Source organism: Allonocardiopsis opalescens (assembly GCF_003002095.1).
GTDB lineage: Bacteria > Actinomycetota > Actinomycetes > Streptosporangiales > Streptosporangiaceae > Allonocardiopsis > Allonocardiopsis opalescens.
Genome location: NZ_PVZC01000002.1, coordinates 453,584 through 468,731, shown reverse-complemented (window position 1 = coordinate 468,731; position 15,148 = coordinate 453,584). Strand labels below are relative to the sequence as shown.

Below are 15,148 nucleotides of genomic sequence, written 5' to 3'. Positions count from 1 at the left end.
CCGCCCGCCGGGGTTAGGGGCCCGGCATGGCCAAGCGCGAGATCGTGATCGTCGGTGCGGGGCACGTCGGGCTCTACGCCGCCCTGCGGATGCAGCGCCGGATGGGGCCGCTGATCCGCTCCGGCCGGGTGCGCATCACCCTCATCGACTCCCAGTCCTACATGACCTATCAGCCCTTCCTGCCCGAGGCGGCGGCCGGCAGCGTCGAGCCCCGCCACGTGGTGGTGCCGCTGCGCCGGGTGCTGCCCCGCCTCCGCGTCCTCGCCGGGGTGGTGCGCGGCTGCGACCCCTCCGAGCGCACTGTGCGCTTCACCCCGGCCGGCGGCGGCGAGCGCACCATCGGCTATGACGTGCTGGTGATGGCCCCCGGCTCGATCTCCCGGGTGCTGCCGGTGCCGGGCCTGGCCGAGCACGGCATCGGCTTCAAGACCATCGAGGAGGCGGTGGCGCTGCGCAACCACGTCCTCTACCAGCTCGACATCGCCGCCGCCACCGAGGACCCCGAGCTGCGCCGCCAGGCGCTCACCTTCATGTTCGTCGGCGCCGGCTTCGCGGGCGTGGAGGCCTTCGCCGAGCTGGAGGACATGGCCAGGGACGTCGCCCGCAAGGAGTACCCCGGCATCGGCGCCGAGGAGATGCGCTGGATCCTGGTCGAGGCGACCGAGCGCATCCTGCCCGAGGTGGGTCCGGAGATGGGCGCCTGGACGGCGGAGCGGCTGCGCGCCCGCGGCTGCGAGGTGCGGCTGAAGACCATGGTCGACAAGGTCGAGGCCGATGCCGTCACCCTCAACGACGGTGAGCGGGTGCCCACCTCCACCCTGGTGTGGACGGCCGGGGTCAAGCCCAACCCGCTGGTCCGCGAGAGCGGCCTGCCCATCGACGACAAGGGCCGCATCTCGGCCACCGCCCTGCTCACGGTGCACGACCACCCCGAGGTGTACACGGCGGGCGACTGCGCGGCCGTGCCCGACCTGACCAAGCCGGGGGAGTTCTGCGCGCCCAATGCCCAGCACGCCGTCCGCCAGGCGGTGCGGCTGGCCGACAATGTGCACGCCGCCCTGCTGGGCCGGCCGCAGCGCCCCTACCGGCACGCCTACGCCGGCTCGCTGGCCAGCCTGGGCCTGTTCGACGGCGTGGCCAATGTCTACGGGGTGCGGGTCAAGGGCCTGCCGGCCTGGGCGCTGCACCGCGTCTACCACCTGGGCCGGGTCCCGACCTTCAACCGCAAGGCGCGGGTGACCGCGGACTGGGCGCTGGCGCTGTGCTTCCCCAGGGACGCCGTCTCGCTGGGCACCCTGCACGACCCAAGGCACACCTTCGAGGACGCCGCCGCCGAGTCCGGCGCGGTGCGATGACCCGGACGGGCGGGCCGGGAAGGCCGATGGGCAACGGGAAAATGACTCGCGTTAGCCATGTGCGGACCCCTGGTCCCGCCGTAGCCTGAACGGCAGGTTATGGGAGACCGCAGGGGACCGCGGCACCCGCGAGGCGCCGGCTCGCCGGCGCCGGCGGGCCGCGGGCAGGGCAACGGGGAGGAGGGCGCGGTGAACAACCTCGACATGCGCCTTCACGACCACGTCGCGCTGGACGAGATCGAGTTGTACGCCGAGGTGCTGACGGCGGTGGCGATCAGCGAACGGCGGCTGTCGGTCGAGGAGATCGACGAGGTTCTCGGCCTGCGCGTGCCGGTCGGCCAGGATGTGACTCGTTAGTACTAGTCCGCTTAGCAGCCGGGTGCCGGCGCCCGCGGCGGCCCGCCGCCGCCGAGCGGGCCCGCCGCGCTGAAGCCGCGGCGCTCCCGTCCCCCCGGTCGAGCGCGGCAACCGCCCCCCGGCGCGGACCGGCGTGATCCGCGTCGCTTTTCCACCCCCTCCCTCCGGGCCCCGGCCGGCACCGCACCGGCCGCGCCGCCCCTTCTCCCCGCCGTCCCCCGCGCCGGAGCGCCTGCCGCCACGCCGCTGCCGCGCCCGGCGGCGGTCCGGACATCCGGCCGGTCCGCCGGGTGCGGATCCGCCGCCTTCCAGACCGATGGCGGACAGGGTTCGATCGATATCCGCTGGGTGTTCGCTTGGTGCTCACTTGCCCGTAACATCCTCACGAGCCATGTCTGCCCGGGAGAGGGGCGGAAGAGTTGGGGGAACAACCGTGCGCCTGCGCCTGACGCCGCGCGAGGACAGCTTCTACGAGTTGTTCTCTGACTCGGCGAACAACCTGGTCACCGCATCGCGGCTGCTCAGCGAGCTGATCAGCGACGACAGCGAGCGCGAGGCCATCGCGGAGAAGCTGCGCGTCTGCGAGCACGTGGGTGACGAGCATACCCATGTGATCATGAGGCGGCTTAACGAGACCTTCATCACCCCCTTCGACCGCGAGGACATCTACCGGCTGGCCGGCACCCTCGACGACGTGATGGACGCGATGGAGGCCGCCGCCGACCTGGTGGTGCTGTACCAGATCAAGCAGCTGCCCCGCGACGTGGTCCAGCAGGTGGCCGTGCTGGAGCGGGCCGCCGAGATCACCGCGGAGGCGATGCCGCGGCTGCGCTCCATGCGCGACCTCACCGAGTACTGGATCGAGATCAACCGGCTGGAGAACCAGGCCGACCAGATCTACCGGCGGCTGCTGGCCCACCTGTTCAGCGGCGAGTACGACTCCCTGAGCGTGTTGAAGCTCAAGGACGTCATCGAGCAGCTGGAAGAGGCGGCCGACGCCTTCGAGCGCGTCGCGAACACGATCGAGAGCATCGCGGTCAAGGAGTCCTAGGTCGTGCTCCTGCCTCTGGACGCCGAGTTCCTCGCGCTCCTCGTGGTCGTCGGCGTCGCCCTGTTCTTCAACTACACCAACGGCTTCCACGACGCGGCCAACGCCATCGCCACCTCCGTGTCCACCCGGGCGCTGACTCCGCGCACCGCGCTGGCGATGGCGGCGGTGATGAACCTGATCGGCGCCTTCCTCGGCACCGGGGTGGCCGAGACGGTCGGCGCCGACATCATCGAGGCGCCCCAGGGCATGAACGGGCTGGCCGTGGTCTTCGCCGCACTGGTCGGCGCGATCACCTGGAACCTGGTCACCTGGTGGTTCGGCCTGCCCTCGTCCTCCTCGCACGCCCTCATCGGCGGCATGATCGGCGCGGCGCTGGCCGCCACCAGCACGGTGCTGTGGAACGGGGTGCTGGACAGCGTCGTCATCCCGATGGTGCTGTCGCCGATCGTCGGCGGGCTGCTCGGCTACCTGGTGATGGTGGCCATCCTGTGGATCTTCCGAAGGTCCAGCCCCCGCCGGGTGAGCCGCGGCTTCCGGCTGGCGCAGACCGTCTCGGCCGCCGCCATGGCGCTCGGCCACGGCCTGCAGGACGCGCAGAAGACCATGGGCATCGTGGTGCTGGCCCTGGTCACCACCGGCTACCAGACCGGCTACAGCGTGCCGGTGTGGGTCACCGTGCTCACTGCGAGCGTGCTCTCGCTGGGCACCTACGCGGGCGGCTGGCGGATCATGCGCACGCTGGGGCGGCGGGTGATCGAGCTGGATCCGCCCAAGGGCTTCGCCGCCGAGGCGACGGCCGCCAGCGTGCTGTACGCCACCGCCTTCATCTGGCACGCGCCCATCTCCACCACCCACACCATCACCTCGGCGATCATGGGCGTGGGCGCCACCAAGCGGCTGTCGGCGGTGCGCTGGGGGGTGGCCGGCAACATCGTGTTCGCCTGGGTGCTGACCATCCCGGCCGCCGGGCTGGTCGCCGCGGCCGTCTACTGGCTCACCGCGCTGGTGCTCTAGCCCGGGAACCGGGAGGCGCCGTGCGGGCGGGGGCCTGCCCGCCCGCACGGGCGCCGGTCAGCCGAAGCGGCCGGTGATGTAGTTCTCGGTGTCCTTCTTGTCGGGGTTGGTGAAGATCTTGTTGGTGTCGCCCATCTCCACCAGCATGCCGCCCTTGCCGGGGGCCGACAGGTTGAAGAAGGCGGTGGTCTCGCTGACGCGGGCCGCCTGCTGCATGTTGTGGGTGACGATGACGATCGTGTACTCGGTCTTCAGCTCCGCGATCAGGTCCTCGATGGCGAGGGTGGAGATCGGGTCGAGCGCCGAGCAGGGCTCGTCCATCAGCAGCACGTCGGGCCGCACCGCGATGGCGCGGGCGATGCACAGCCGCTGCTGCTGGCCGCCGGACAGGCCCGCCCCGGGGCGGTTCAGCCGGTCCTTGACCTCGTTCCACAGGTTGGCGCCGCGCAGCGCCCGCTCCACCAGGGCGTCCAGCTCCGCCTTGGGCATCCGGCGGCCGTTCAGCCGCACCCCGGCGATCACGTTGTCGTAGATCGACATGGTGGGGAAGGGGTTGGGGCGCTGGAAGACCATGCCGATCTGGCCGCGCACCGCGACCGGGTCGACATTGGCGGCGTAGATGTCCTGGTCGTCCAGGAGCACCTTGCCCTCGACCCGGGTGCCGGGGATGACCTCGTGCATCCGGTTCAGCGCCCGCAGGTAGGTGGACTTGCCGCAGCCCGACGGGCCGATGAACGCGGTCACCGAGCGCGGCTCGATGGTCATGGAGACGTCCTCCACGGCGCGGAAGGCACCGTAGTAGACATTGAGTCCGGAGACGTCGATTCGCTTAGCCACAGCTTTTCCTCATCGTCCTCAGGTCGTGCCGGTCGGGGGTGCGGGGCGCCGCTTGGGGCGCGGGCCGGGTCACCGCCCGGTCCTCGGGGCGAAGATCCGCGACACCAGCCGGGCCAGCAGGTTCAGCGCCATGACGATCACGATCAGGGTCAGCGCCGCCGCCCACGCGCGCTCGAACGGGATCTGCCCGCCCTGGGAGATCTGCCGGTACACGTACACCGGCAGGGTGATCATGCGGCTGTCGAAGGCGTTGAAGTTGATCGAGTCGGTGAACCCGGCGGTGACCAGCAGCGGAGCGGTCTCGCCGATGATCCGGGCGATCGCGATCATCACGCCGGTGGTGACGCCCGCGATCGAGGTGGGCAGCACCACCTTCACGATCGTGCGCCACTTGGGCACGCCCAGCGCGTACGACGCCTCCCGCAGCTCGTTGGGCACCAGCTTCAGCATCTCCTCGCTGGAGCGGACCACCACCGGGATCATCAGCACCGACAGGGCGCACGAGCCCGCGAAGCCCATGAAGTTGCCGGCGCCGAACAGCTGCAGCCACAGCGCCGCGATGAACAGGCCCGCCACGATCGACGGGATGCCGGTCATCACGTCCACGAAGAAGGTGATGGCCTGCGCCAGCCGCCCCCGGCCGTACTCCACCAGGTAGATGGCGGTCATCAGCCCGACAGGCACCGAGATGACGGTGGCCCAGCCGGTGACGATGAGGGTGCCCATGATGGCGTGGTAGGCGCCGCCGGCGTCGTCCCTGGCCAGGACGTTGCGCATCGAGGTCTGCAGGAAGTAGGGGTCCAGCCGCAGGACGCCGTTCTGCACCGTGGTCCACAACACGCTGACCAGCGGGATCATCGCCAGGCCGAAGCAGACGTACACCAGGGTGGTGACCAGGCGGTCCTTGGCGCGGCGCCCGCCCTCGACCGAGGCCGAGGCGGCGGTGATGGTGACCGCGAACAGCAGCACGGACAGCACGGTCCACTGCGCCAGCCCGAACGCGCCCACCGCGACCAGGACGGCCGCCACCACCGCGGCGCTGCCGGCCAGCGTGGCGGCCGGAGCCCAGCGCGGCAGGCTGCGGCTCAGCAGGGACACACCCGCGCCCGGCGCGGCGGGGGGTGTGGTCAGGGTGCTCATTCGGTGAACTCCTTGCGGCGCGACACGATGTAGCGGGCGGCCATGTTCACCACCAGGGTGATCGCGAACAGCACCAGGCCGGCCGCGATCAGCGCACTCACCTGCAAGGTGCTGGCTTCGGGGAACTGGAGGGCGATCAGGGCGGCGATGGTCTGGTGGTGGCCGGCCTGGAGCAGGAAGAAGTCGATCAGCAGGCCCGGCGAGAGCACCATGGCGACCGCCATCGTCTCGCCCAGCGCGCGGCCCAGCCCCAGCATGGCCGCGCTGATCACGCCGGAGCGGCCGAAGGGCAGCACCGCCATCCGGATCATCTCCCAGCGGGTGGCGCCGAGGGCGAGCGCGGCCTCCTCGTGCATGGTGGGGGTCTTCAGGAAGACCTCGCGGGCCACCGCGGTGACGATCGGCAGGATCATCACGGCCAGCACGATGGAGGCGGTGAGGATGGTGCGCGGCGGGCTGGCCACCGGGCCCGCGAAGATCGGGATGAAGCCCAGGTAGCGGTTGAGTCCTTCGAAGAACGGGCCGATCTGCGGCATCAGCCAGGTGATGCCCCACAGGCCGTAGACGACGCTGGGGATCGCGGCCAGCAGGTCGACGACGTAGCCGAGCAGCGACGCCAGCCGGCGCGGGGCGTAGTGGCTGATGAACAGGGCGATGCCCACGGCCACCGGGGTGGCGATGACCAGGGCCAGCACCGCGGCGAGCAGCGTGCCGAAGACCAGGGCGGCGACACCGAAGGACGGCGCGTCGCCGCTGGGCGCCCACTCGGTGTCCGTCAGGAAGTTGCCCTGGTTCTCGCTCAGCGCCGGCAGCGCCTGCACGAGCAGGAACACCGCGACGGCGGCGAGGATGACCAGGATGAGCACGCCGGACAGGCGTGCGCTGTTCTCGAAGACGAGGTCGCCGGGCCGGCGCCTGGTCCTGCGGCCGGGCGGCGGTTTGGCCGGCTGCTCCGTCTGGGGGGGCTGGGTGGTGGTCATGCGGGCTCCGGTGGGAACTTCTCGGTGCTGCGGCGGGTCACGGGGAAGGTGCTTCAGACATGCCTCGAGCCGGGTGACCACTGAGGGTCACCCGACTCAGGGGCTACGTGCCGACGCGGCTGTCAGGCGCCAAGGCCCTCGAGCACCGCCATCACGTTCTCACGGGTGGTCTCCGAGATCGGCGCGGAGCCGGCCTCGGTGGCCGCGACCTGCTGGCCGTCCTCGCTGGCCAGGTAGGACACGAAGCTCTGCACCAGCGCGCCCTCCTCGGCGTTCTCGTAGGAGGTGCAGATGATCTCATAGGAGATCAGCACGATCGGGTAGACCCCGGCCTCTTCGGTGGTGTAGTCGAGCTCGATGGCGAGGTCGCCCTCTGCCACGCCCTCGGCGGCGGGGGAGCTGTCCACGATGGCCGCGGCGGCCTCGGGGGAGAACTCCACGAACTCCTCGCCCACGCCCACGCGGGCGGAGGAGAGGTCGTTGGCCGCGACCTGGCTGGCGTCGACGTAGCCGATGGTGCCGTTGCCGCCCTGGACGGTGGTGACCACGCCGGCCGAGCCCTGGCCGGACTGCGAGGACAGCTCGCTCGGCCAGTCGCCGGAGACCTCGTGCGGCCAGGCGTCGGGCGCCACGGCGGACAGGTAGGCGACGAAGTTCTCGGTGGTGCCCGACTCGTCGGAGCGGTTGACCGGGGTGATCTCCAGGTCGGGAAGCTCGGCGTCGGGGTTGTCGGCCGCGATCGCCTCGTCGTTCCAGTTGGTGATCTCCTGGTTGAAGATCCCGGCGATGACCTCGGGGCTAAGGTTCAGCTCATCGACGCCCTCCAGGTTGAAGATGACGGCGATCGGGCTGATGTACAGCGGGAGGTGCACGGCCTGGCCGCCGCAGCGCTCGTCGGCCGCCGCCTGCTCCTCGGCGTCCATCACCGCGTCGGAGCCGGCGAGCGCGATCGCGCCGTCGGCGAAGTTGGTGCGGCCGGCGCCGGAGCCGGTGGGGTCGTAGTTGACCGTCGCATCCGGGCAGGCGCTCTGGTAGGCCGACCGCCAGGCGTTCATCGCGAGTTCCTGCGAGGTGGCGCCGCCCGCGTTCAGCGTGCCGGGAGCGCACTCCACCCCCTCGGGGAGGGCCGCGGGGGAGGCGCTGCCGCCGCCCGCCGGCTCGGGGTCGCCGCCACAGGCGCTCAGGGCGAGGGCGCCGGCCAGCGCCACACCCGCGAACTTGCCGTACTTGGAGAGCTTCACTGCCCTACCTGTCCTTCCATGGACTGGGTCATGGGATTGGGGAATGGCCCGATCCGCGGACCACGCAAAGTGACGCTAAGGAGGACAAGTGACGATCCGTTCGTGCAAAGGTGAACTGGCAGTGAACGGTGCCGCTTCGGTAAGGGAAATCACAGTGGCCTACTACTAACGTACGTATGAACACGCAGGTCACCGGCGTGAAGTCACGATACAAGCACGTCTCGGCATCGGTTCCCAAACCTTGACAACCATGCGCCGTTGTTTTAGGCGCGGCCACATGCTGTGCTCCGCCGGCCGACGGAACGTGATCGCCGCACCGCGCCCGAAACCCCGGCACGTCAGCCGCCTCCCAGCGGTGAACCGGAGTGTAACCCCAGGTCAGGGCGGTTCCGGTTCATTCGAGTACATGATGTCGGCATCCCACTCGGTGAAACCGAGCCCCCGGTACAGCCGTACGGCCGGGGCGTTGTCGGCCTCGACGTAGAGCAGCACCTGCTCCAGCCCGCGGTCGCGGAGGTGGCCCAGCCCGACCACGGTCAGCAGCCGGCCCAGCCCGCGCCCCTGCGCCGCCGGATCGATCCCGACCACGTAGACCTCGCCCACCGGCCGCCCCGGATCCAGGCCGGCGCCGTCGGCGTGCACCTTGGTCCAGTGGAAGCCGAGCAGCGCGCCGGTGGTGCCGTCCTCGACCAGGAAGAAGCCGTCGGGGTCGAACCAGTCCTCGTCCTCGCGGTGGCGGAGGTCGAGGAGGGTCATCGAGCCCTGCTCGGGGTGGTCGGCGAAGGCGCGGGCGTTCGCCTCCAGCCACGCCGCCTCGTCGGCGCCGGGCCGGAAGGTGCGGACCCTCATGCCAAGCGGCACGCTCACCTCGGGCAGCGCCGGCGCCGCCGCGCCCAGCGGGCGGCGCATCTTCAGCAGCTCGCGCACCGGGCGCAGCCCGGCCCGCTCCGCGAGCCGCCCGGCGGCCGGGTGCCGCCCGTGCGCCCACAGCCGCAGCACCCGGGGCCCGGCCTCGGCGAGCAGCCGGTCCAGCAGCAGTCGGCCGTGGCCGCGCCCGCGGTGGCCGGGGTGCACGACCAGCTCGGCGACGCAGTCGCTGGCCAGGCCGTCCAGCTCCGCGGTGGCCAGCCCCGCCAGCTCGTCGCCGGACCACAGCAGGATGTGCCGCAGCGCCGTCTGGCCGCCGTAGCGCAGCCGCAGCGCGGCCTGCTCCGACAGCGGGGCGGTGGAGTCGGCCGCCGTCGCGGCGTCGACCAGCCGCAGCGCCGCGGCCGCCTGGTCGTCGGAGAGCTCTGGATGCACCTCGATGCGGACGTCGATCATGAAGCCAGCCTACGGGCGGGGCCCGCTCCGGCCCGGTCCGACGCGTCCGGTGCGCCCCGATCGGTCCGGGCCGTCCGCCGCGCCGCTCAGGCCGGGGTGCGGCGGTGCCGTCCGGGGTAGGCCGCGCCGGTGCGCACCCGGCGGGCGCCCAGCCAGGCGGGCAGTGCCAGCCAGACCAGCACCGCGGCGGCGCCGGCCAGGACGGCGGGGCGCAGGGTGGGCGCGGGGCCGAGCGCGGCGGCTCCGGTGGTGGCGCCCGCGGGCAGCGCCCGGCCGGAGCCGGGCGGCTCGGGGGTGACGGTGGGAAGCGCCAGTTCGGCGGTGACCAGCGGCAGCGGGATCGGCGCGTCGGCGGCGGACGGGGCCGCGAAGGAGGCGCCGGGCGGGCCGAGCAGCGGCGGGCCCACCTCGACCGGCGCCGGCACCGGGCCGCTGGTGGTGGCGAAGGGCTCGCCGCCCTGCGCGCCGCCGCCGTCCGATGAGCCGCCGGACGGGCCGTCGGAACCGTCAGAGCCGCCGCCGGAGCCGCCGTCCCCGGAGCCGCCGCCACCGCCATCGCCGCCGGGTGAGCCGCCGCCACCGCCGGGCGGGCCGTCCGAGCCGGTCGAGGTCGGCGAGGGGCCGGTCGGCGACGGGGAGGGGCCGGTGGGCGAACCGGTGGGCGATCCCGTGGGTTCCCCGGTCGGCTCGGGCTCCTGGGTCGGCTCGGGTTCCCCGGTGGGCTCCGGCTCCTCAGTGGGCTCCGGCTCCTCGGTCGGCTCCGGTTCCTGCGTGGGCTCGGGCTCCTGGGTGGGCTCGGGCTCCTGGGTGGGTTCCGGTTCCTGCGTCGGCTCGGGCTCCTGCGTGGGCTCGGGCTCGCCGCAGGTCTCCGCGCTCGGGCACGGCGAGGGCGAGGGTTCGGCGTGCGCCGCCGGGGTGAACGCGAAGGCGGAGAGCCAGACCACCAGGCCGACGACCAGGGCGGGCAGGGCGCGGACGGAGCTTCGGCGCCGCATGGTCAGCCTCCGGGGACTCGACCGCCGGTGCGGGTCGTGCTTCGACCGCTGCCGGCGCGGGGGTGGTCAGTCGGTGGGCGGCTACTTCTTCCAGAAGGTGAGCAGAGCGAAGTCGAAGGGCTTCAGGCTGACCGGCCTGCGGTGCCGGCCGGTGCCGTAGCCGCCGACGCGCACCCGGCGGGCCGGGATGGCGGGGATGGCCAGCCAGGCCAGCAGGGCCAGCACGCCGAGCAGGATGGCGGGCTGCACGGTGGGCGAGGGCTCGGCGACGTCGGCGACATTGGCGGTGGTCGCCGCCGGGTCCTCGCCGGAGACCGAGGGGGTGACCATCGGCAGCGCCAGTTCGTCCTGGAGCAGCGGGGAGTCGGCCAAGGGGTCGCCGCCGAGGAGGTCGTCGAGGTCGCCGCCGGTCAGCCCGGAGCTGGGCACGTCCAGCAGCGGGCCGTTGGCCGAGGGGGACCAGCCGGACCAGCCGCCGTTGGAGCCGTTGGACCCGTTCGACGGCGAGCCGCCGCCGGAGCCTCCGCCAGAGCCGGACTCCGACTCGGAGGGGTCCGGGTCGGGGGTCGGGTCCGGGTCGTCGGAGCCGGTGGGGGAGGGCGTGGGGGTGGGGCTAGGGGTGGGGCAGTCGTCGCCGCGCGGCACGGTGGAGCCGTCGTCGCAGGCGATGCGCTCCGACAGCACCGTCACCCCGGCGGCCTCGGACTCCACCGGCTCTGCGCCCTCGGCCGTGGCGGTTCCCACGGCGCTCAACTCCAGGTTCTCGGTGCCCTCGGCCTCGACCGCGCCCTCGGCGGTGAGCACGGTGGTGGGGCCGGTGTTGGGCTGGATGGTGGCGGGGAGTTCGAGCTGCGCAAGCTCCTCGAAGGCGGCGTCCAGCTCGGCGGGCACCACGTTGACCTCGGCCGACTCGATGACGACCGGCTGGTCGTTGGGGTTGACCACGCCCAGGCTGAAGACGAGTTCGGAGTCGCTTTCGACCTCGCCGGTCGGCCGGACCGTGAGCACGAGCTCGATCGGCTCGGCGGGGGTGCTCGGGCTGGGGCTCGGGTCGGCGGTGCCGGTGTCGGCCCAGCTGACGCCGGCGCCGAGCGGCACGAACAGCGCCATCCCCGCGGTGGCGGCGATGAGCGACCGAGCCGTCACACGTCCGCGAATCGTCACCGCTACCGCCCTCCCAGTACTACGGCCGCCGGCCGCGGGTCGAGGATGTGCAGCAGTCTATGTACCTGGTATCGCTCGAACCACACATCCACACCGCAAACGGTAACGGGGCGACCCCTGCGCGCGTCAACACGCGGGGCCGCCCCCGGTCACCGCCTCCAGCGCGTCGGCCCTGGTCGGGCAGGTGGCGGCCGGAGCGCGGCGGCAGCGAATTAACCGGCGGTTACGGTCTCGGCCTCGCCGAGTTCGCCCAGTTCAGGGACGAAGCGGTAGCCGACGTTGCGGACCGTGCCGATGAGGGTCTCGTGCTCGGTGCCGAGCTTGGCGCGCAGCCGCCGGACGTGGACGTCGATGGTGCGGGTGCCGCCGAAGTAGTCGTAGCCCCAGACCTCCTGGAGCAGCTGGGCGCGGGTGAAGACCCGGCCGGGGTGCTGGGCCAGGAACTTCAGCAGCTCGAACTCCTTGAAGGTGAGGTCGAGCACCTGGCCGCGCAGCCGCGCGCTGTAGGTGGCCTCCTCGATCACCAGGTCGCCGCAGCGTATCTCCCCGGTGTCGCCGTCGCCGTCGGTGCGGCCCACGGCGAGCCGCAGCCGGGCCTCGACCTCGGCGGGGCCCGCGTCGGCGAGGACGACGTCGTCCAGGCCCCAGTCGGCGCTGATCGCGGCCAGGCCGCCCTCGGTGACGATGGCGATCAGCGGGCAGCGCAGGCCGGTCGTGGTGAGCAGCCGGCAGAGGTCGCGCGCCACGACCAGCTGGCGCCGGGCGTCCACGAGCACGGCGTGCACGGGGGCGCTCTCGCTGGTCTGGAGGTCGATCAGGGCGGCGGCCTCGGCCGGCGCGAGCTGCACCTGGTGGGTCAGCAGCCCGAGCGCGGGCAGGATCTCGTCCGCGGGCTCGGTGGTGTCGGTGAGGAGCAGTAGGTTGCTCATACATGCCCTTCCACAGCGTGGAACCCCGGGATGACAGGGCTCGAACGACGAAGGGATCCGGGCAACATCCACCCACCTGGCGCCTTTGCCGGGATCCCGTCCGCAGACAAGGATAACCGACATGCCCACCGTGACCATGAGGTACTGGGCCGCGGCCCGCGAGGCCGCGGGCACCCAGGAGGAGAGCTGCGAGGCCGCCACGCTCGCCGAGGCGCTGGCCGCGGTGCGGGCGCGGCGCTCCGGCGACGACCGCTTCGGCCGGGTGCTGGCGCGCAGCTCCTTCCTCGTGGACTCCGATCCGGTGGGCCGCCGCGACCCCGCCGGCGTGGCGCTGGCCGAGGGCGCCACCGTCGAGGTGCTGCCCCCCTTCGCGGGCGGCTGACGCCCGGTCGCGCGGGGCGGGCGGACGCGGGCCCGCGCGACCGGGAGCGGCCGGGCCCCTGCCGGCGGACTCGGCCCAGCGAACCGGACAAGCCGGGCGAACGGGCCTAACGGGAAAATGTGCCCGGGATGTTCGCCCGCTTTTCCGCCATGTCAATCCTTCCTATTACGACAAGCGGTAAGGTTTCCCGCGATTCAGGTGGGGCACGACGCGCCTGCCGCTTCGAGGACCGTGCGCAGCGCCTCCGCTACGGACGGTACGGAATGATTGGGTGCGCCATGCGTAGGTTTCTGGGTTGTCTGGGCATCGTGCTGATCGTGCTCGTCATCGGTCTGGGCATTCTGGACCGGGTCGCGCACAGCGCCGCGCAGTCGGAGCTTGCCGGCCGCATCCAGTCGGGCTTCCAGCTGGAGAGCGAGCCCGCGGTCGCCATCGCCGGCTTCCCCTTCCTCACCCAGGCGGTGAGCGGCACCTACGACGAGATCCGCGTCACCATGGGCGAGCAGACCTACGAGGACGTCCAGGTCAGCTCGGTCGACGTCTACCTCCGCGAGGTCCAGGCGCCGCTGTCGGACCTCCTCACCTCCGGCGCCGCCTCCGTGGTGGCCGGCAGCGCCGAGGGCACCGTCGTCGTCCCCTACTCCGAGGTCCAGCGCCGCGCCCCCGAGGGCTTCGAGATCACCCCGGAGGGCGACCTCCTGCGCATCGACGGCCAGATCACCGCCCTCGGCATGGCCGTCCCCGTCTCCGCCACCCTCGCCCTGGAAGTCACCGAAGAGGGCCTCCAGGCCGTCCCCCAGCAGGTCAGCGTCGACAGCGTCCCCATCGAGGCCGTCCAGGACCAGCTCGGCTTCGGCATGGGCTTCTCCACCCTCCCCATGGGCCTCCAGATCTCCGACGCCGTCGTCCGCGACGAGGGCATCGCCATCACCGCCACCGGCCAGGACATCCCGCTCTCGCAGACGCCGCAGTAGGAGCTTCCGGCAACGAGAGTGCTGCGCCGTCCGGAGTTGCCACCGGGAATAGCCCGAGATCCCGTGATGATTGGATCTTGGTATGACCGGAACGGCCGGACTCGTGGTCCTGGTGGTGGCGCTGGGGGGCGCCACCGTGTTCGGGCTGGTGTGGCGGTGGCGCGGCGGGCGGTTCCGCGGGGTGCGGCGGGGAGGCGCGGTGGGCGGCGGGGCGGTCGGCGAGGTGCTGAGCGCGGCGGAGCTGGGTGAACCGCTGGGAGAGCGGGCGACGGTGGTGCAGTTCTCCAGCGCGTTCTGCCAGCCGTGCCGGGCGACGCGGCGGGTGGTGGCCGAGGTGGCGGGCATGGTCGACGGAGTGCGGCAGGTGGAGCTGGACGCGGAGGCCAATCTCGGACTGGTGCGGCGCCTGAACGTGCTGCGCACGCCCACGCTGCTGGTGCTGGACGCCGAGGGCGCCGTGGTGCGGCGGGCGGCCGGGCTGCCGCGGAAGGCCGACGTGATCGCGGCGATCGGCGAGGCCGTCCGGTGACGCGCTCCGCCGCTGCGGCGCCGAGGCGGAGCGGCCGGGCGGCGCCCGCGGTCCGGCCGAAAGCCGCCCGGCGGGCCGCCGCCGTGGTGCTGATCACAGGCTTCCGGGCCGCCGGCGGGGGGTGGTACGGAAACTCGGCCGTGACATCGCCGGTCATGCGCCGTAGCATCGGGGACGTGCTCACCGGAACCAGGCAGCTGCTCACCAAGCGGCGCGCGGTCGACTTCGGCCGCTGCGAGACCGCGCTCTGTCGTACTGCCTGAGCTTCCCCGGCCTGGATGTCCCCGCGCCCCGGCGCGGGTCGACACCGCCGCATCGCGCACCGTCCCCGGAGCACCCCGCTCCGTCACCCGCACCACTCCGCTCTTTCGTCCCCTGCGAAGGGCCTGAACCATGCAGATCGATCCGCGCGGGCAGCGCTTCGCCGCCGTGCTGACGACGCTCGTGCTGGCCGCCGTGCTGGTCACCGGGAGCGTGTGGCTGCTGGCGGCCCAGGCGGCGGTGTTCGCGATCGCCGCGCTGGCCGGGCCGCGCCACTCGCCCTACGGCCTGCTGTACGCGGTCGCGCTGCGGCCCAGGCTCGGGCCGCCGGCCGAACTGGAGGACGCCGCCCCGCCCCGCTTCGCGCAGGGCGTCGGGCTGGCCTTCGCGCTGGCCGGGCTGGCCGGCTACGCGCTGGGCGCCGAGTGGCTGGCGCTGGGCGCCACGGCGGCGGCACTGGTCGCCGCCTTCCTCAACGCGGCCTTCGGCTTCTGCCTGGGCTGCGAGATGTACCTGGTGCTGCGGCGGCTGCTCCCGGCCGGGCGCGCCGCCGCCTGACCCGGCCGGTGCGGCCGACGCCGTCCGCACGGCGACGTCAATCACTACCGATCAGACC

At 72.7% G+C, this 15,148-nt stretch carries 16 protein-coding genes; 8 read left to right on the top strand and 8 right to left on the bottom strand.

The genetic code is table 11. The features are described from left to right. Positions 1-26 precede the first annotated feature (26 nt). From CLV72_RS08865 to CLV72_RS08855, 4 genes are all read left to right on the top strand, one after another. A complete protein-coding gene (locus CLV72_RS08865; protein ID WP_106242822.1) occupies positions 27-1,355 on the top strand; it encodes an NAD(P)/FAD-dependent oxidoreductase in 1,329 nt (442 codons plus the stop codon). A gap of 189 nt (positions 1,356-1,544) precedes the next feature. Continuing rightward, positions 1,545-1,712, top strand: coding sequence for a hypothetical protein (locus tag CLV72_RS32095; RefSeq protein WP_170140901.1), 168 nt, complete (start codon positions 1,545-1,547; stop codon positions 1,710-1,712). Positions 1,713-2,145: 433 nt separating this feature from the next. Further along, the gene (locus CLV72_RS08860) at positions 2,146-2,763 is read left to right on the top strand and encodes a DUF47 domain-containing protein (RefSeq protein WP_106242820.1); all 618 of its coding nucleotides are present in this window, start codon (positions 2,146-2,148) and stop codon (positions 2,761-2,763) included. A gap of 3 nt (positions 2,764-2,766) precedes the next feature. Beyond that, positions 2,767-3,777: an inorganic phosphate transporter gene (locus CLV72_RS08855; protein ID WP_425428050.1), complete on the top strand. Its 1,011-nt coding sequence runs from the start codon at positions 2,767-2,769 to the stop codon at positions 3,775-3,777. A 57-nt stretch (positions 3,778-3,834) separates the two neighbouring features. Here the strand turns inward: CLV72_RS08855 and pstB are convergent, their stop codons facing one another. The 8 genes from pstB to CLV72_RS08815 all read right to left on the bottom strand — a co-directional run bounded on the left by pstB (position 3,835) and on the right by CLV72_RS08815 (position 12,386). Further along, a complete protein-coding gene (pstB, locus tag CLV72_RS08850; RefSeq protein WP_106242816.1) occupies positions 3,835-4,614 on the bottom strand; it encodes a phosphate ABC transporter ATP-binding protein PstB in 780 nt (259 codons plus the stop codon). A 69-nt stretch (positions 4,615-4,683) separates the two neighbouring features. Further along, a complete protein-coding gene (pstA, locus tag CLV72_RS08845) occupies positions 4,684-5,754 on the bottom strand; it encodes a phosphate ABC transporter permease PstA (protein ID WP_106242813.1) in 1,071 nt (356 codons plus the stop codon). Then, complete coding sequence (gene pstC / locus CLV72_RS08840; protein ID WP_106242811.1) at positions 5,751-6,734, bottom strand: phosphate ABC transporter permease subunit PstC; 984 nt, start codon at positions 6,732-6,734, stop codon at positions 5,751-5,753. Before pstC ends, pstA begins: the two co-directional genes overlap by 4 nt. Positions 6,735-6,856: 122 nt before the next feature. Beyond that, entirely contained in the window at positions 6,857-7,975 is a 1,119-nt protein-coding gene (gene pstS, locus CLV72_RS08835) for a phosphate ABC transporter substrate-binding protein PstS (protein WP_106242808.1), read from the bottom strand. Between the two features lie 378 nt (positions 7,976-8,353). Then, positions 8,354-9,298, bottom strand: coding sequence for a mycothiol synthase (gene mshD, locus CLV72_RS08830; protein WP_106242805.1), 945 nt, complete (start codon positions 9,296-9,298; stop codon positions 8,354-8,356). 86 nt (positions 9,299-9,384) lie between these two features. Continuing rightward, complete coding sequence (locus CLV72_RS32755; RefSeq protein WP_211302777.1) at positions 9,385-10,293, bottom strand: hypothetical protein; 909 nt, start codon at positions 10,291-10,293, stop codon at positions 9,385-9,387. 81 nt (positions 10,294-10,374) lie between these two features. Next, complete coding sequence (locus tag CLV72_RS08820; protein ID WP_106242801.1) at positions 10,375-11,439, bottom strand: hypothetical protein; 1,065 nt, start codon at positions 11,437-11,439, stop codon at positions 10,375-10,377. A gap of 230 nt (positions 11,440-11,669) precedes the next feature. Next, positions 11,670-12,386, bottom strand: a complete 717-nt coding sequence (locus CLV72_RS08815; protein ID WP_106242798.1) for a winged helix-turn-helix transcriptional regulator — start codon at positions 12,384-12,386, stop codon at positions 11,670-11,672. 121 nt (positions 12,387-12,507) lie between these two features. On the opposite strand from CLV72_RS08815, the gene CLV72_RS08810 reads away from it, so the two are divergent. From CLV72_RS08810 to CLV72_RS08790, 4 genes are all read left to right on the top strand, one after another. Further along, positions 12,508-12,768, top strand: a complete 261-nt coding sequence (locus CLV72_RS08810) for a MoaD/ThiS family protein (RefSeq protein WP_106242795.1) — start codon at positions 12,508-12,510, stop codon at positions 12,766-12,768. 278 nt (positions 12,769-13,046) lie between these two features. Further along, entirely contained in the window at positions 13,047-13,742 is a 696-nt protein-coding gene (locus CLV72_RS08805) for an LmeA family phospholipid-binding protein (protein ID WP_170140924.1), read from the top strand. A 199-nt stretch (positions 13,743-13,941) separates the two neighbouring features. Then, positions 13,942-14,271 (top strand): thioredoxin family protein, encoded by a 330-nt coding sequence (locus tag CLV72_RS08800; protein ID WP_245930071.1) that lies wholly within the window; start codon positions 13,942-13,944, stop codon positions 14,269-14,271. 393 nt (positions 14,272-14,664) lie between these two features. Then, positions 14,665-15,090, top strand: coding sequence for a DUF4395 domain-containing protein (locus tag CLV72_RS08790; RefSeq protein ID WP_106242782.1), 426 nt, complete (start codon positions 14,665-14,667; stop codon positions 15,088-15,090). Positions 15,091-15,148 lie beyond the last annotated feature (58 nt).

Excerpts from the sequence above, each read along its gene's own strand:
- CLV72_RS08865 (WP_106242822.1), top strand. The coding sequence starts at position 27 with ATGGCCAAGCGCGAGATCGTGATCGTCGGTGCGGGGCACGTCGGGCTC.
- pstA (WP_106242813.1), bottom strand. The coding sequence starts at position 5,754 with ATGAGCACCCTGACCACACCCCCCGCCGCGCCGGGCGCGGGTGTGTCC.
- pstC (WP_106242811.1), bottom strand. The coding sequence starts at position 6,734 with ATGACCACCACCCAGCCCCCCCAGACGGAGCAGCCGGCCAAACCGCCG.
- mshD (WP_106242805.1), bottom strand. The coding sequence starts at position 9,298 with ATGATCGACGTCCGCATCGAGGTGCATCCAGAGCTCTCCGACGACCAG.
- CLV72_RS32755 (WP_211302777.1), bottom strand. The coding sequence starts at position 10,293 with ATGCGGCGCCGAAGCTCCGTCCGCGCCCTGCCCGCCCTGGTCGTCGGC.
- CLV72_RS08815 (WP_106242798.1), bottom strand. The coding sequence starts at position 12,386 with ATGAGCAACCTACTGCTCCTCACCGACACCACCGAGCCCGCGGACGAG.
- CLV72_RS08810 (WP_106242795.1), top strand. The coding sequence starts at position 12,508 with ATGCCCACCGTGACCATGAGGTACTGGGCCGCGGCCCGCGAGGCCGCG.
- CLV72_RS08805 (WP_170140924.1), top strand. The coding sequence starts at position 13,047 with ATGCGTAGGTTTCTGGGTTGTCTGGGCATCGTGCTGATCGTGCTCGTC.
- CLV72_RS08790 (WP_106242782.1), top strand. The coding sequence starts at position 14,665 with ATGCAGATCGATCCGCGCGGGCAGCGCTTCGCCGCCGTGCTGACGACG.